This is a genomic window from Streptomyces bacillaris, from assembly GCF_003268675.1.
Lineage (GTDB): Bacteria > Actinomycetota > Actinomycetes > Streptomycetales > Streptomycetaceae > Streptomyces > Streptomyces bacillaris.
The window spans coordinates 3558285-3573114 of record NZ_CP029378.1 but is presented as its reverse complement, the minus strand read 5'-3'; the positions used below and the strand labels follow the sequence as shown (position 1 = coordinate 3573114).

Genomic DNA, 14830 nt, shown 5'->3' with positions numbered 1-14830 from the left:
GGAGCGGTGTCCACCGGGCGTTCCGTGCGGCGTTCTCGCGAGGGGCGCGTCCGGCGCTCCGGGGGGAAATTCGCGCGACATTCCGGGACGGGTCTGCCTAGCGTGACGGCATGAGCCTCGACGTCCGTACGGTCACCGCGTCCGACTACCCCGACTGGCTGCGGGCGGTGCAGAACGGATTCCTGACGGCCGGTTCACCGACCGAGGAGGACGTCGCCGACCGGCTGGTCGCTACCGACCTCACCCGGCTTCAGGGCGCGTTCGACGCCGGCCGGTGCGTGGCCACGTTCCGCTCCTTCGCCCAGCGGCTCACCGTGGTGGGCGGTGCCACCGTCCCGGCCGACGCGGTCAGCGGGGTGACGGTGAGCCCCACCCACCGCCGGCGCGGGCTGCTCAGCCGGATGATGGCGGGCGACCTCGCGGCGGCCCGGGAGCGGGGCGAGGTGGTCGCCACGCTGATCGCCGCCGAGTACCCGATCTACGGCCGGTTCGGCTTCGGACCCGCCACCTGGACCACCGAGTGGGAGGTGGCCGTCCACCGCGCCGGGCTCGACCCGCGCCGCTCGGGGCAGCCGGAGGACGGCGGCCGGATCGAGCTGGTGGACGGCGCCGACGTCCGTAAGTACGGCCCCGAGCTGCACACCCGGCTGGCGGCCCTGCGCCCCGGTGTCGTCAGCCGCAGCGAGCGCTGGTGGAAGCGGCACACGGGCGCCTCCGTCATCCCGGCCCACGAGAAGTGGACCGAGCCGTTCTACGCCATCCACCGCACTGCGGACGGCGAGGTCGACGGCCTGATGGTCTACGGCACCGACGACAAGTGGGGCGACGGCAAGCAGCCCCTGAACACCGCGACCGTACGGGACCTGATCGCGCTCACCCCGGCCGCCGAGCGGGCGCTGTGGCACTTCCTCTGCTCCGTCGACTGGGTCACCACCGTCCGCTCCGGCTACCGCGCCCCCGACGACCTGCTTCCTGACGTCCTGCCCGACCCCCGTGCCGCCCGGACCGTCACCCACGCGGACTGGCTCTGGCTGCGGCTGCTGGACGTGGAGCGCGCGCTGGAGGCCCGGAGTTACGAGAACGAGGCGTCGCTCGTGCTCGACGTCCGGGACGACGGGGGCATGGCGCAGGGGCGCTTCCTCCTGGACGCCTCGCCCGAGGGCGCACGCTGCACCCCGACCTCCCGGAGCGCCGATCTGGCCCTGGGATCTGGGGAGTTGGCGTCCCTGTATCTGGGCGACGGGTCGGTGCGGCGGCTGGTGGACCTGGGGCGCGCCGATGAGCTGAAGGCCGGTGCGGTGGAGAGGGCGGACGCCGTCTTCCGTACGGGGCGGCGCCCTTGGTGCCCGGACATCTTCTGAGCCGACGGCCCCCGGCGGCCCCTCTTGGCGGGCCCGTGCCCTTCAGCGGGCCCGTACGGCCCGGCGCGTCCGTACGCCCGCCCTACCGCGTCCGTACCCTTCAGCGCGTCCGTACCCGGAACAGCACCCCCGAGGCGCCGAGCGCCACCGCCAGCATCCCTCCGGCCCAAGCCAGCGCGATCCACGGGGTGTTGCCCACCTCCTGGCCCAGCAGGAGCCCGCGCAGGGACTCGATGGCCGGGGTGATCGGCTGGTGCTCGGCGAAGCCGTGGAGCCAGCTCGGCATCGACTCGACCTGGACGAACGCGCTGCTGGGGTAGGGCAGGAACGACATGAAGAAGGTGAACCCGCTCGCCGCCTCCGGGGAGCGGGCCAGCAGCCCGATCGCCGCCGAGATCCAGGACAGCGCCACGATGTAGGCGACCAGGACGGTGGCGGCGAGCAGCCAGCCGTCCCAGGAGGCCGCCGGGCGGAAGCCGATCAGCAGGGCGACGCCGAAGACGACGGCGGTGGCGCAGAGGTTGCGGACGGTGCTCGCCGCCACGTGCCCGGCGAGGATCGGCGTACCGCCCACGTCCACGGAGCGGAAGCGGTCGATGATGCCGCCCTTCATGTCCTCGCTGACGGCGGTGGCGGTGGTCGCGGCCCCGAACCCGGCGCAGAGGAGGATGACGCCCGGGACGACGTACATGACGTACGAGTCGTAGAGCGCCGAGGTCTCGATCGCCCCGCCGAAGAAGTAGACGAAGATCAGCATCAGCATGATCGGCAGGGCCAGCGACATGATCAGCGCGTCGGTGTTGCGGCGGCTGATGCGTACGCTGCGGGCGGCCAGGACGGCCGCGTGGGTGAGGGGCCCGGGCGCCCGGCCCGGGGGGACGGGGGTCCCGGGGGCGCGCGGCGGGCGGATGACGGCCGTGTCAGACATGGGCGGGTACCTCCGAGGTGAGGGCCAGGAAGACGTCGTCGAGGGTCGCGCTGTGCACGGTGAAGCGGGCGACCTCGGTGCCCGCCGGGTCGATCTCGTCGAGCAGGGCGCGGACGTGGCCGGCGCTGCCGTCCGTGGGGAGCCCGAGGGTGAGCGTCTCGGGGGAGTGGTGGACCGCGCGCCCGGCGAGGCGGAGGTAGGCCTCGCGGCTGGTCAGGACCAGGTCGAGGCGGTGTCCCGCGATGGTGCCCTTGAGGTCGGCCGCGGTGCCCTCGGCGGCGATGCGGCCCTTGTGGAGCAGGGCGATCCGGTCCGCGAGGCGGTCGGCCTCCTCCAGATACTGCGTGGTGAGCAGGACGCTCGCCCCGCGCCCCGCCAGCTCCCGGACCACTTCCCACAGATCCTGGCGGCTGCGCGGGTCGAGCCCGGTCGTCGGCTCGTCCAGGAAGAAGACCCCGGGCTCCGGTGAACCGGTGAGCCCGGCGGCCAGGTCCAGGCGGCGGCGCATGCCTCCGGAGTACGTGGCGACGGGGCGCCGGGCCGCACCGGTGAGGTGGAAGCGCTCCAGGAGGTCGGCGGCCCGGCGGCGGGCGGCGGTGCGGGAGAGGCCGGTGAGCCGGGCCATCATCCGCAGGTTCTCCTCGCCGGTCTGGGTCTCGTCGACGGCGGCGAACTGGCCGGTGAGGCTGATCGCCCGGCGCACCGCGCTCCGCTCGGCGGCGACGTCGTACCCGGCGACGCGGGCGGTGCCGGAGTCGGCGGTGGTGAGCGTGGCGAGGATCCGTACGGCGGTGGTCTTGCCCGCCCCGTTCGGGCCGAGCAGGGCGAAGACGCTGCCGTGCCCGACGCGGAGGTCGAGGCCGTCGAGGACGCGTACGGCGGGCTTTCCGTAGGACTTGGTGAGGCCGTGCGCCTCGATGGCGTACCCGCTCTCCGCGGCCGGATTCTGTGCGGCCGTCTTCCGGGCGGTCGGGTTCTCCGTGGCCGGCTTCTCCATGCCCGGCTTCTTCGTGGCCGGGTTTTCCGTGGATGCGTTCTCTGCGGGCGAGTTCGCCGCGGTCGGGCTGGTCATGGCCTGGCCCCCTTCTGCGTATGACATACGCGTTATTGCGTAAGCATTACGCATCTCTAGGATGGGGTCAAGGAGCACGGGGGCGCGCGGAACGTGGCAAGGGGATGCGGTGGCGGAGAAGAGCAGCACCGGCGGCGGTGACCTCCCGGCCTCCATCGAGGCCGCCTGGGGGCTGCGGGAGCGCCCGGCGAAGGGGCCGAAGCCCGGTCTGAGCCTGGAGCGGATCGTGGCTGCGGCGGTGGCCGTGGCGGCGGCCGAGGGGCTCGCCGCCGTGTCGATGGGGCGGGTCGCGCAGGAGGTCGGGGCCTCCACGATGTCGCTCTACCGGTACGTCTCCGCCAAGGACGAGCTGTACGTCCTGATGCAGGAGGCCGCCGTCGGCCCGCCGGCCCCGCTGCCCGCCCTGGAGTCCGGGGCGGGGTGGCGCGCGGCGCTCACGGAGTGGGCGGCCGGACAGCGCGAACGGTTTCTGGCCAACCTCTGGGCCCTCCGCATCCCGATCGGCGGCCCGCCCGCCACCCCGAACTCGCTCGCCTGGTGGGAGCAGGGGCTCCAGGCGCTGGAGGGCAGCGGGCTGGGCGAGGGCGACAAGATCTCCGTGATCCTGCTGGTCTCCAACTTCGTACGCAGCGAGGCGTTGCTGATGAGCGACCTCTCCGCCGCCGTCACCGCGCGGGGCGTCTCCCCGGAGGAGGTGGTCGCGGGCCACGAGCGCACCCTGCGCCGCCTGGTCGACCCGGCCCGCCACCCCGCGATCCACCGGCTGCTGGCCTCCGGTGTGATGAGCGAACCGGACGACCCCGACTACGAGTTCGCCTTCGGCCTGACGACCCTGCTGGACGGGGTCGAGGCGCTGATCCGGAGGACGGCCGGGGAGCGCTGACCGGACTGCGCTGTCGTGCTCGCGACATCAAGTCCGGCCGAGGTCAAGGGCGTACGCTTCATGGTCATGAGCGGAGAGACGGCCGGCGGCGGAAACGGAAACGGAAGCGCCGCCGGGGCGGTGGGAGAAGGGGCGCGGGCCCAGGGCCGGGAGCAGGATCGGGCGCAGGGCCGGGAGCGTGGGGAGCCGGTTGCCCCGCCCCGGATCAGTCTGCGGGAGCGGAAGAAGCAGCTCACCTACCGGGCGATCTCCGATGCCGCGATCGCGATGTTCCTGGAGCGCGGCTTCGACAAGGTCTCCGTGGCGGAGGTGGCGGCCGCGGCGGACATCTCCAAGCCGACGCTGTTCCGGTACTTCCCCGCCAAGGAGGACCTGGCGCTGCACCGGTTCGCCGACCACGAGGACGAGGCGGCCCGGGTGGTCGACGGCCGGGGCCCCGACGAGAGCCCGCTGGCCGCGCTGCACCGCCACTTCCTGGCGGGCCTGGACCGCCGCGACCCGGTGACCGGACTCTGTGACGTCCCCCAAGTGCTGGCGTTCCACCGCCTGTTGTACGGGACCCCGGCCCTGGTGGCCCGCCTCTACGCCTACCAGGGCCGCTCCGAGGCCGCCCTCGCCCGCGCCCTCGGTGACGGGGTGGCCGCGCGGCTGGCGGCCGGGCAGATCGTCGCGGTCCTCCGCATCCTGGCCGAGGAGAACTGGCGCCGGATCGACGCGGGGGAGAGCGCGGACGCGGTGTACGCGGGCGCGGTGCGGGCGGCCGAGGGGGCGTTCGTCCAGCTCCGGAGGGGGCTGGAACCGGAGGGATGACCCGCCCGGACGGCGACTGCCCTTGCGCCGATGTGGCGTGAAGTCCCTGTTCAGCTCCCGGCGTTGGGGCGGCGGACTCCCGTCCCGTACGTGTACGCGCCCAGCGCCCGCCGCAGGTCGGCCGGTTCGCGGTACAGCACGCCGGTCATGCCGAGGGCGGTGGCCGCGTCGATGTTCTCCTGCCGGTCGTCCACGAAGAGGCACCGCCCCTCCGGTACGCCGGCCCGCTGGGCGGCGATGCGGTAGATGGCCGGGTCCGGCTTGGCCACCCCCTCCACCGCGCTGCTCACCACGGCGTCGGCCAGCTCCGCCAGCCCCAACAGGGCCAGGTCGTCGTCGAGTTGGAGAGTGGCGTTGGTGACGAGCGCCAGCGGGACATGGGTGCGCGCCCGCCGGAGCAGCGCGACCACCTCCGCGTCGGCCCGGAAGGGCGCGGAGGCGAGCGCCCGCCCCAGGGTGCGGGCCAGCCCGGTGTCCCCGCCCACCTGCCCGGCGAGCCCCTCGGCGATGGCCTCCACCCAGGCGTCCGGGGTGATCCGGCCGAGGAGGAGCGGCAGATCGATCGCGGGGGCGTAGGCGACCTCCATGGTCGCGCCGACCGGCAGCCCGGCCTCCCGCTCCAGCGCGGCGAGGGGGCCGGTGTCGTAGAAGCGGATCACGTTGTCGAGGTCGCAGAGAACGGCACCCGGCTCCGCCGCCTGCCCGGGTTCCGGGCGGCGGGTCTCGTGGTGGTCGATCATGCGGACGACGACTTCCTCTGGGTTCCCTGGGGCGGGCGTACGGATGGGGGCCGAGGGCCGGACCACGGAGCGTACAGGGGGCCAGGGGTCCGCGCCCTTGCCCCGGGCCCCCGGCTCGTGCCCTCCTGGCCCCCGCTCACGGCGAAGCCGTGACCCGTACCTGCGCGCTCTCACCGTCCGAGAGGAAGGCGGCCAACTCCTCTCCCTCCTGCGCGACTTCGGCACGCTCGCTCCGGGAGAACGCCCGCAACGGCGTGACGACCACGGTGTCCTCGGCGCCCTTCCCGCTCTCCGTCCCCGGCTCCACGTCCCAGGTCGCGGCGACCCGGCCGTCGACCAGGACGACCCGGGACCCGGCGACGGACAGACCCCGGTCGGCGTCGTCGATGATCCGGGTGCGGTCGTCGTAGCCGAGGATCGCGTTGTCGAAGGCGGGCAGGAACCGTACGGGCGCGGGGGTTTCGGGGTCCGGGCGCGGCGCGTCGGGCAGGTCGAGCAGCTCTCGGCCGCGCTCGTCGCGGAAGGTGACCAGCTCCCCGCGCAGGGCGGCGACGGCCCCCGGCAGCCCGGCGAGACCGGACCAGGCGCGGACGTCGGCGGTGGCGGCGGGCCCGTACGCGGCGAGATAGCGCCGTACCAGCTCCTGCCCCACCGGATCCGAACCGTCCTCCGTGGGCAGCGGGTCGATCTCGCGCCCCAGCCAGGAGGAGACCAGCGCGTTGCGCACCCCCGCCTTCTGCCGCCACACCCCGCGCGGCGGCAGCTGCACCATCGGCAGGACGCCCGCGACCAGCATCTCCCCGAGCGGCCGGGTGCCCGGCTCGGGCCACCGGTCGGCGACCGCGCGGGCGAGCTGGGCCATCGAGCGGGGTTCGCCGTCGGCCAGCACGTCCCGCCCGGCGGCCGCGAGTTCGTCGAGATCGACCCCGGCGAGTTCGCGGCGGTAGGCCCCGAGCACGCGCTGCCGCAGCATGGCGTTGTGACGGGCCCGCCAGGCGAGGACGTCGGCAGCGGTGACGAGGTGGACGGTCCGGCGCATGAGGTGGGTGCGGACGACCTGCCGCCCGGTCAACAGGTCCGAGAGCACGCCGGGTTGGAAGCCGCGCAGCCGGGACCAGAGCCCGGTGAACGGCTCCTGCGGCTCCTGCGCCTGCAATCCGCAGAGGTGCGATACGGCTTCGAGGGGCGGGAGTTCGGACCGCTCCAGCAACAACTGGCGGGCGAGGGTGGCACGGTTGAGCGCCCGCGCGCCGAGTACGGGGGCCTGTGCGCGGCCACGGCCCCCTCCTCCGCTTCCGTCACCCCTGCGGCTCCCGCTCCCGCTACGGCTCCCGCTCCCGCTACGGCTGCGGCTCCCGCTCTCGCTCCGGCTCACGTCGAGGTCTGCCCGTCGATGGCCTCACGGAGGATGTCCGCGTGCCCGGCGTGCTGGGTCGTCTCGGCGATGACGTGGATGAGGACGCGACGGGCGCTGCGTACGGCTCCGGGCTCGTTCCAGGGCACGTCGGGCAGGGGGTGCGTCACGGAGAGGTCGGGGAGGGCGGCGACGATCTTCTCGGTGCGGGCGGCGACCTCCTCGTACCGCGCGAGAATCCCGGCCAGGGTCTCGCCGGGCAGCACCTGGAAGTCGTTCTGGCGGTCGATGGCCCACTGCGGGTAGGTGTGGGCGGTCCCGGCAGCGAAGTCCTCCCAGGTCACGCCCTCGGGTAGATCGAAGGTCATGGCGGAGGGGCCCTCGGTCACGAAGCGGAGCCAGCTCTCCTCGGTGGAGGCGACGTGCTTGACCAGCCCGCCGAGGCAGAGCGAGCTGACGGTCGGCCGCTCGGCGATCTGCTGGTCGCCGAGTCCGTTCACGGTACGGATCAGGGCGCCCCGGGCCTCGGCCAGCTCGGCGAGGAGGTCGGCGCGCTCGCCGTCGTGGGCGGGGGAGGGGTTGGGGTTGGACTCGGGGGAGGAGGTCATGGTCATCGGCCTTTCGCTGGGTCCACGGTGTGTACGCGCGCCTCGGCCGCGTCTTCCGACGCGTTCTTCGGCACGGATCCACCATCCCAAGAGAAGAGGACAGGTTATGTCCGCTACTCCGGGCACCATGGATGCCATGCCGAAAACTTCCGCACGGCTGCTGTCGCTGCTCTCCCTCCTCCAAGCGCGCCGGGACTGGCCGGGGGCGCTGCTGGCCGAACGTCTGGACGTCAGCCCGCGCACCGTGCGCCGCGATGTGGACCGGCTGCGGGAACTGGGCTATCCGGTCGTGGCGACGAAGGGCCCGGACGGTGGATACCGCCTGGACGCGGGTACGGAGCTGCCCCCGCTCCTCTTCGACGACGAGCAGGCCGTGGCCCTGGCGGTGGCCCTCCAGATCGCGACCACGTCGGGCGCGGGCATCGAGGAGGCGGCGGCCCGCGCCCTGAACACGGTCCGCCAGGTCCTGCCCGCCCGGCTGCGCCACCGCGTCGACACCCTCCGGTTCACGGCGGTCGACCGCCCGGCGACCCGCCCGGACCCGCAGGTGGACAGCGGGGTCCTGATGGCGATCGGCGCCGCCGTCCACGCCCGCGAGGTGCTGCGCTTCGACTACAGCCCGGTGTCGGGGACCGTTCTCGACCCGACCTCAGCGGACCCGACCCTCACGCCCCTGACCCTCACACCCTCGACCTCTACGCCCCCGATCCCCACTGACTCGCCCCCCGCCCCCGCGAGCACGACCCCCGCGAACCTGCGCCCTACGACCCCGGCCCTGCCTCTCGCCCCCGCGAACACGGCCTCTGCGGGCCAGGCCCCCGCGCTCGCGAGCACGGCCCCTGCGAGCACAACCCCCGAGCCCCCGCCTCCACCCCGCCGGGTGGAGCCCCACCACCTCGTCACCTGGGGCCGACGCTGGTACCTGGTCGCCTGGGACCTGGACCGTGCCGACTGGCGTACCTTCCGGGCCGACCGGATCACTCCGCGCACCCCCACCGGCCCCCGCTTCACCCCGCGTGAGGTGCCCGGCGGGAGCGTGGCGGCCTTCATCACCGCCCGGTTCCGGGGCATCGACGCCACCGGTGCCGCCGGGGGAGCCCCCGGTGGCTGGCCCTGCCGGGGGGAGGTGATCCTCGGCCTCCCCGCCGCCGAGGTGCTCCGCCACACCCGCGAGGGCGTCGTCGAGGAGTTGGGCCCGGACCGCTGCCGTCTGGTGCTGGGCTCCTGGTCGTGGCTCGGACTGGCCGCCGCCATCGGGAGGTTCGACACCGACATCGAGGTGGTCGGCCCTACCGAACTTGCCTCAGCCTTCCGGCAGTTGGCGACCCGCTACGCGGCAGCGACGGAATCGGCCACCCCCGGGAGCCCGGCCCCCGGTGATCAGACGCCCCCCGGTGATCAGCCGCCTCCCGGGTGATCAGCCGCCTCCCGGGTGATCAGCCGCCTCCCGGGTGATCAGCCGCCCTCTCCGGGGTGATCAGCCGGCCAACTCCCCGAGCAGCGCCCATGTACGGCGGCGGGCAGCCTCTCCGGCCACCTCCGTCCCGGCGAAGACCACCTCGGTGGCGCCCGCGTCCCGGTAGCGCCGGACCTCGGCGGCGACCGCCTTCTCGTCGCCGATGACCGCCACGTCGATAGCCTGGCGGCCGCCGGAGAGCTGGATGGCACGGACGTACGACGGGATCTTCTCGTAGAACGCCAGCTGCGCGGCGACCCGTTGGCGTACGGCGTCGACGTCGTCGGTGACCACGCCGTTCACCAGCGCGACGATCCGGGGCGCGGGCCGCCCGGCCTCCTCGGCCGCCCGGGTGGCGGCCGGGACGATCTGCTCGGACAGGGCGCGGGGCCCGGCGAGATAGGGCAGGATCCCGTCCGCCAGCTCACCGCTGACCCGGAGCGCCTGGGCCCCATCGCGGCGACGAGCAGCGGAACCCCGCCCTCGGCGCCCGGGACGCGCGCGGGGATCGGGGTGGTCGCGGTGAGCAGCTCACCGTGGAAGTCGGCGCTGCCGGTCTCCGTCAACTGCCGCAGGGCGGTGAGAAATTCACGGAGCCGGGCGATGGTCCGCTCGAAGGGGATCCCGAAGCCGCCCTCGACGAGGTGCCTGGCGCCGAGGGGCAGCCCGAGGCGGTAGCGGCCGTGGGTGGCGGCCTGGGCGGTCTGGGCCTGGCTGGACACCCAGGAGGGGGTGGCGGCCGAAGACGGGAACGGCGGAGGTCCCCACCTGGAGGCCGGGCACCTCCCGTCCGACGATCCCGGCGAGCGCGGGCGAGTCCGCGCCGAACCGCTGCCCGAACCACGCCGACCGCAGCCCGGCACCGGCCGCCTCCCGGGCGAGCGCCACGGTGGCGTCGATCTCGTTGTCGGCGTCGCGCGCGTTGAGTGCTACTCCCATGGTCATACGGGTGCCAACGGCCGCCGCCGGGACCCGAATTCCGTACAGGTGTGAACGCTGCTGGTCAGTCGCATGAACGGCTGATCCGCAACCCCACCCGCCAACTCACTCACTTAACAGGGAATTTGAAGGTCAGACCCGCTGCCGCCCCAACAGCTCGACGACCCGGTGGAACCCCTCCGCGCCATGACCGAGCCCGATGGCCTGGCGGGCGAGGCCCTCGGCGGCGCGCATGACGCCCGCGTCGATGCCGTGGGCCTCGGAGGTCTCGATGACATGGGCCATGGTCGACGCCGTGGAGGTGACCGGGCTGCCCTCGTCCGAGAACGTCCCCGCGTCCACCTCCGCCGCGACCTCCGTGAAGATCGCCGGAAGGATGGCCCCGATCCCCGCGGCGAAGGGGGCCAGCTCCCCGGCGGAGATCCCTTCGGCCCGCGCCACGGCCAGGGCGTGGTTGAACCCGGCCATGGCGGTCCAGAAGATGTCGAGCAGCGCGATGTCGTAGGCCGCCGCGCGGCAGATGCGCTCACCGAGATGGGTGTGGGTGCCGCCCAGCGCGTCGAGCACGGACCGGTGTTCGCGGTACAGCTCCTCAGGCCCGCTGAAGAGGAGGACGGCGTCCGGGGTCCCGATGGTCCCCGTCGGCGTCATGATCGCCCCGTCCAGATACCGCACACCGTGCTCGGCCGCCCACGCGGCGGTCTCCCGGGCCCGGTCCGGGGTGTCGGCGGTCAGATTGACCACCGTACGGCCCTTGAGCGCACCGGCAACGGCGTCGGGCCGCAGGATCGCCTCCACCGCGCCGTAGTTCACCACGCAGACGACGGTCAGCCCGCTCGCGGCCACGGCCTCCTCGGCCGACGACGCACGGATCGCGCCCCGCTCGACCAGCTCCCGATCCCGCCCCGGAGTCCGGTTCCAGACGGTGGTCCGCACCCCGGCATCGAGAAACGCACCCGCGAGGGCCCGCCCCATCGGCCCCAGCCCGATGACGGTGACTGCGGCGGCGGACTGTTCGTCGTGGTCGCGGTGTTCGTGGTGTTCCGTCGACGGAGACATGGCTCAACTCCCGAATGAGATATCGGCGTTTTCTTGATAAATGGAGTGATGGCGACGCGTGGCCGTACCCAGCATCGGTCCGCCGTCGGCCGTTGCCCAGTACGCACAAAAAAGTGGGTGGGGCCAGCGGCTCATGGTGCGGCGCGACACTATTGCAAGCATGCGCTTGCAATAGTTAGCACTTGTGTTGCAGTATCGAGTCATGGCATCACTCAACGTCGGCAATCTCGGTGAGTACCTCCGGGAGCAGCGCAGGGCCGCGCAGCTCTCGCTGCGGCAGCTCGCCGATGCCGCCGGGGTGTCGAACCCGTATCTCAGCCAGATCGAGCGCGGCCTGCGGAAGCCCAGTGCGGACGTGCTGCAGCAGGTCGCCAAGGCGCTGCGGATCTCGGCCGAGACCCTCTACGTACGGGCGGGAATCCTCGACGAGCGGGAGCGGGAGGAGCTGGAGACGCGGGCGGTCATCCTGGCCGATCCGTCGATCAACGAGCGGCAGAAGAACGTCCTGCTGCAGATCTACGACTCCTTCCGCCGCGAGAACGGATTCGTGCCCGAGACGGACGGGACGCGCGGGACGGACGAGGCGGACGGGAGACCCCCGGCGGACGGGAGATCCGGCGCCGACGGGAGACCCGGCACGGACGGGAGACCCGGCACGGACGACGCGGTCGGTGCCGATCCGACGCTCAAGGCAGACGCCAGAAGAGACGACAACCCTCACAGCTAGCCGCTGGTTCTGATGATCCGGGAGGACCACAGTCATGGCCATCACCGATGACCTGCGCAAGACCCTCACCGACCGCACGCCCCTCTACTTCGCCGCCGGTACGGCCGACCTCGCCGTGCAGCAGGCGCTCAAGGTGCCCGCGCTGATCGAGCAGCTGCGGGCCGAGGCGCCCGCGCGGATCGAGGCCGTACGGAACACCGACCCCAAGGCCGTGCAGGAGAAGGTGACCACGCAGGCCAAGGAGGCGCAGGCCACCGTGCAGGCGAAGGTCTCCGAGGTGTTCGGGGCGCTGGACGCCGCCGACCTGAAGAAGCTGGGCGAGAGCGCTCAGGACCTGGCGCTGCGCAGTGTGGGCATCGCCGCCGAGTACGCGGTCCGGGCCCGGGAGACGTACGAGAAGGTCGCCGTCCACGGCGAGCAGGCCGTACGGACCTGGCGCGGCGAGACGGCCGACGAGATCGTCGAGATCGCCGCCGTCGTGGAGGCCGAGCCGAAGCCCGCGTCCAAGAGCGAGCCGAAGGCAGCGCCGAAGACCGAAGCGAAGGCCACGCCCGTCGCTCCTGAGCCCGAGGCCAAGACCGCCGCGGTTTCGAGCGAGCCCAAGGCGGCGCCCGCCAAGCCCGTGGCCGCGAAGCCTGTGGCTGCCAAGCCCGCCACCGCGAAGCCTGTCGCCAAGAAGGCTCCCGCCCCGCGCAAGCCCGCCGCCAAGAAGGCCACCCCGCCCGCCGGGGAGTGACCCCGGCGGTCCGGACCCGTGCCCCGTACGTACGGAGCGTGATGTCCCGTACCGATGTCCCGCACCCACGAAGCGTGACCCGGGTGCGGGACGGGCACCTTTACCGGTGGCCGGTTCGTTGTCCCGGTACCTTGGCCCTCTCGGCCGCAGGGCGCTCATCCACTCACTAGGCGGTACACACCATGTTGCTCTCAGGATTCGGCACACTCCTCCAGCTGCTCTATCTGGCGATGCTCGTGCTGGCCGTGGTCGCCTTCGTCTTCGCGGCGACCGCCCGGGAGGACGCCTACCGTGCCGCCGACAAGAAGAAGAAGTCCTTCTGGCTGATCATTCTCGGCGTCGCCGTCGCCGTGAACCTGTTCGTCCCCTTCCTCTTCCTCCAGCTCGCGGGTGTCGTCGCGTCGATCGTGTTCATGGTCGACGTGCGGCCCGCGCTCAAGGAGGTCTCGGGCGGTGGCGGCCGGCGGGGCGGCTCCAGCAGTGACGGGCCCTACGGTCCCTACAACGGCGGGCGCTGAGCGCTCGCGGAGGCGGGAGCGGCGGAAGCGGTCGAGGCGGGGCCGGGGCGCGGGGCGCTCCGGCCCCGTCGGCGTATCCGCTCCGGGTCGCGCCCCAGCAGCAGCACCGCCACGTCGTCCGTCAGCTCGCCGCCGTTCAGCTCCCGCACCTCGGTGACCGCTGCCTCCAGCAGCTCCTCGCCCGCGAGCCCCTGCTCCAGCCGGCTGTTGACCATCGCGACCATGCCGTCCTGGCCGAGCCGCTGACTGCTGCCCGCCCCGACGCGGCCCTCGATCAGCCCGTCCGTGTACATCATCAGGCTCCACTCCCCGCCCAGCTCCACCTGGCGGCGCGGCCACCGTGCGTGCGGCAGCAGACCGAGCGCCGGGCCGCCGTCCTCGTACGGGAGCAGCCTCGCCGGTCGGCCGTGGCGGGCCAGCAGGGGTGCGGGGTGACCGGCCAGGCAGAGTCCGGCGCGGCGGCCGTCGGGGGCGATGTCGACCGTGCAGAGCGTCGCGAAGACCTCCTCGCTCTGCCGCTCGTGCTCCAGCACCTGCTGGAGCGTGGAGAGCAGCCGGTCCCCGCAGAGCCCGGCCAGCGTCAGCGCCCGCCAGGCGATCCGCAGCTCGACGCCGAGCGCCGCCTCGTCCGGGCCGTGCCCGCAGACGTCACCGATCATCGCGTGGACCGTGCCGTCCGGGGTGCGCACGGTGTCGTAGAAGTCGCCGCCGAGCAGGGCGCGGCTGCGGCCGGGCCGGTAGCGGGCGGCGAAGCTCAGGTCGGAGCCCTCCAGGAGCGGGGTCGGCAGGAGGCCGCGCTCCAGCCGGGCGTTCTCCTGGGCGCGCAGCCCGGACTCCGTCAGCTGGTGCTGGGCGATGTCGGCCCGCTTCCGCTCGACGGCGTACCGGATCGCCCGGCTCAGCACGCGCGCGTCCAGCTCCCCCCGGAAGAGGTAGTCCTGCGCCCCGACCCGTACCGCCTCGGCCGCCAGCTCCGTGTCGTCCTGCGCGGTGAGCACGAGGACGGCGTGGAGCGGGGCGATCCGCAGGACGTGGGTCAGCACCGCCAGCTCCTCGGCCCGGTGCGGGGCGGGCTCCGGGCGGTGGTCCCCGCCGCGGCCGGACGGGGAGGGGGCGCCGGTGCCGGTGGCCGTGCCTGCGGTCGGTACGGGGAGGGCGAGGTCCAGCAGGATGCAGTCGACGTCGTCCGTGAGCAGCCGTCCGGCCTCGGTGAGGTTGCGGGCGGTACGGATACGGACCCGGGTGCCGGCCGCCGCCGAGAGCTCGGGGCCCGTGATGCCGCTCGCCGGGTCGTCCTCGATCACCAGCACGGTGAGGTCGGCCGTGTGACCGGCGGCAGGGCCGGTCTCCGCGGCGGGAACGTCACGTTGCGGCGGTACGGGTGCGGGCACGGGCATCGGTTCGGGTCCTCCCCTCCCCCGAGGGCACGGCGGTACGCCGATCGGCGAACGCCAGTCGGGGACGATAGCGGTCTGCGGCGGGGGAACGGAATGGCGCACGGGGATCGGCCCCTGTCATATGCGCCGTCATAAGCCGCTTCACGGCACGGATCCGGAGAGATGGGGCGCGCCGGGGGCGGGGTGGAGGCCATGACAAACATCACCCGCGCCCGCCCGCGTCGGGACGGTGAGGGTGGCGC

Annotated in this window: 14 protein-coding genes and 1 pseudogene; 7 read left to right on the top strand and 8 right to left on the bottom strand. The window is 73.4% G+C overall.

The genetic code is table 11. The features are described from left to right. Positions 1–110 precede the first annotated feature (110 nt). Positions 111–1361 carry a GNAT family N-acetyltransferase gene (locus tag DJ476_RS15180; RefSeq protein WP_112490763.1) on the top strand — a complete coding sequence of 417 codons (1251 nt, stop codon included), beginning with the start codon at positions 111–113 and terminating at the stop codon, positions 1359–1361. Positions 1362–1461: 100 nt separating this feature from the next. On the opposite strand, the gene DJ476_RS15175 is transcribed toward DJ476_RS15180, so the two are convergent. Both DJ476_RS15175 and DJ476_RS15170 read right to left on the bottom strand, forming a co-directional pair. Continuing rightward, the gene (locus tag DJ476_RS15175; RefSeq protein WP_112490762.1) at positions 1462–2289 is read right to left on the bottom strand and encodes an ABC transporter permease; all 828 of its coding nucleotides are present in this window, start codon (positions 2287–2289) and stop codon (positions 1462–1464) included. After that, positions 2282–3361: an ATP-binding cassette domain-containing protein gene (locus DJ476_RS15170; protein WP_318294701.1), complete on the bottom strand. Its 1080-nt coding sequence runs from the start codon at positions 3359–3361 to the stop codon at positions 2282–2284. Before DJ476_RS15170 ends, DJ476_RS15175 begins: the two co-directional genes overlap by 8 nt. A gap of 109 nt (positions 3362–3470) precedes the next feature. Here DJ476_RS15170 and DJ476_RS15165 point away from each other — a divergent pair, with 109 nt between their 5' ends. Next, positions 3471–4244 carry a TetR/AcrR family transcriptional regulator C-terminal domain-containing protein gene (locus DJ476_RS15165; protein WP_112490761.1) on the top strand — a complete coding sequence of 258 codons (774 nt, stop codon included), beginning with the start codon at positions 3471–3473 and terminating at the stop codon, positions 4242–4244. 60 nt (positions 4245–4304) lie between these two features. After that, positions 4305–5054 (top strand): TetR family transcriptional regulator, encoded by a 750-nt coding sequence (locus tag DJ476_RS15160; RefSeq protein ID WP_241565733.1) that lies wholly within the window; start codon positions 4305–4307, stop codon positions 5052–5054. A gap of 50 nt (positions 5055–5104) precedes the next feature. Here DJ476_RS15160 and DJ476_RS15155 read toward each other — a convergent pair whose 3' ends face one another. From DJ476_RS15155 to DJ476_RS15140, 3 genes are all read right to left on the bottom strand, one after another. Beyond that, positions 5105–5794, bottom strand: a complete 690-nt coding sequence (locus DJ476_RS15155; protein WP_103420701.1) for an HAD-IA family hydrolase — start codon at positions 5792–5794, stop codon at positions 5105–5107. Between the two features lie 136 nt (positions 5795–5930). Continuing rightward, positions 5931–7007, bottom strand: a complete 1077-nt coding sequence (locus tag DJ476_RS15150) for a winged helix DNA-binding domain-containing protein (protein ID WP_112490760.1) — start codon at positions 7005–7007, stop codon at positions 5931–5933. Positions 7008–7165: 158 nt separating this feature from the next. Then, positions 7166–7762 (bottom strand): DinB family protein, encoded by a 597-nt coding sequence (locus DJ476_RS15140; RefSeq protein WP_112490758.1) that lies wholly within the window; start codon positions 7760–7762, stop codon positions 7166–7168. Positions 7763–7892: 130 nt separating this feature from the next. Between DJ476_RS15140 and DJ476_RS15135 the strand changes: the two genes are divergently transcribed. Further along, on the top strand, positions 7893–9173 hold the full coding sequence (locus DJ476_RS15135; RefSeq protein WP_112492521.1) for a helix-turn-helix transcriptional regulator: 1281 nt from the start codon (positions 7893–7895) through the stop codon (positions 9171–9173). A 60-nt stretch (positions 9174–9233) separates the two neighbouring features. Here the strand turns inward: DJ476_RS15135 and DJ476_RS15130 are convergent. Both DJ476_RS15130 and DJ476_RS15125 read right to left on the bottom strand, forming a co-directional pair. Continuing rightward, a pseudogene (locus tag DJ476_RS15130) lies at positions 9234–10157 on the bottom strand (LLM class F420-dependent oxidoreductase). 126 nt (positions 10158–10283) lie between these two features. Further along, the gene (locus DJ476_RS15125) at positions 10284–11210 is read right to left on the bottom strand and encodes an NAD(P)-dependent oxidoreductase (RefSeq protein ID WP_112490757.1); all 927 of its coding nucleotides are present in this window, start codon (positions 11208–11210) and stop codon (positions 10284–10286) included. A gap of 202 nt (positions 11211–11412) precedes the next feature. On the opposite strand from DJ476_RS15125, the gene DJ476_RS15120 reads away from it, so the two are divergent. From DJ476_RS15120 to DJ476_RS15110, 3 genes are all read left to right on the top strand, one after another. Beyond that, positions 11413–11937, top strand: coding sequence for a helix-turn-helix domain-containing protein (locus tag DJ476_RS15120; RefSeq protein ID WP_112490756.1), 525 nt, complete (start codon positions 11413–11415; stop codon positions 11935–11937). A gap of 34 nt (positions 11938–11971) precedes the next feature. After that, complete coding sequence (locus DJ476_RS15115; protein ID WP_112490755.1) at positions 11972–12673, top strand: hypothetical protein; 702 nt, start codon at positions 11972–11974, stop codon at positions 12671–12673. Between the two features lie 182 nt (positions 12674–12855). Next, complete coding sequence (locus DJ476_RS15110) at positions 12856–13191, top strand: DUF2516 family protein (RefSeq protein WP_018488957.1); 336 nt, start codon at positions 12856–12858, stop codon at positions 13189–13191. On the opposite strand, the gene DJ476_RS15105 is transcribed toward DJ476_RS15110, so the two are convergent. Then, the gene (locus DJ476_RS15105; RefSeq protein ID WP_103420745.1) at positions 13173–14582 is read right to left on the bottom strand and encodes a PP2C family protein-serine/threonine phosphatase; all 1410 of its coding nucleotides are present in this window, start codon (positions 14580–14582) and stop codon (positions 13173–13175) included. The genes DJ476_RS15110 and DJ476_RS15105 overlap by 19 nt on opposite strands. Positions 14583–14830 lie beyond the last annotated feature (248 nt).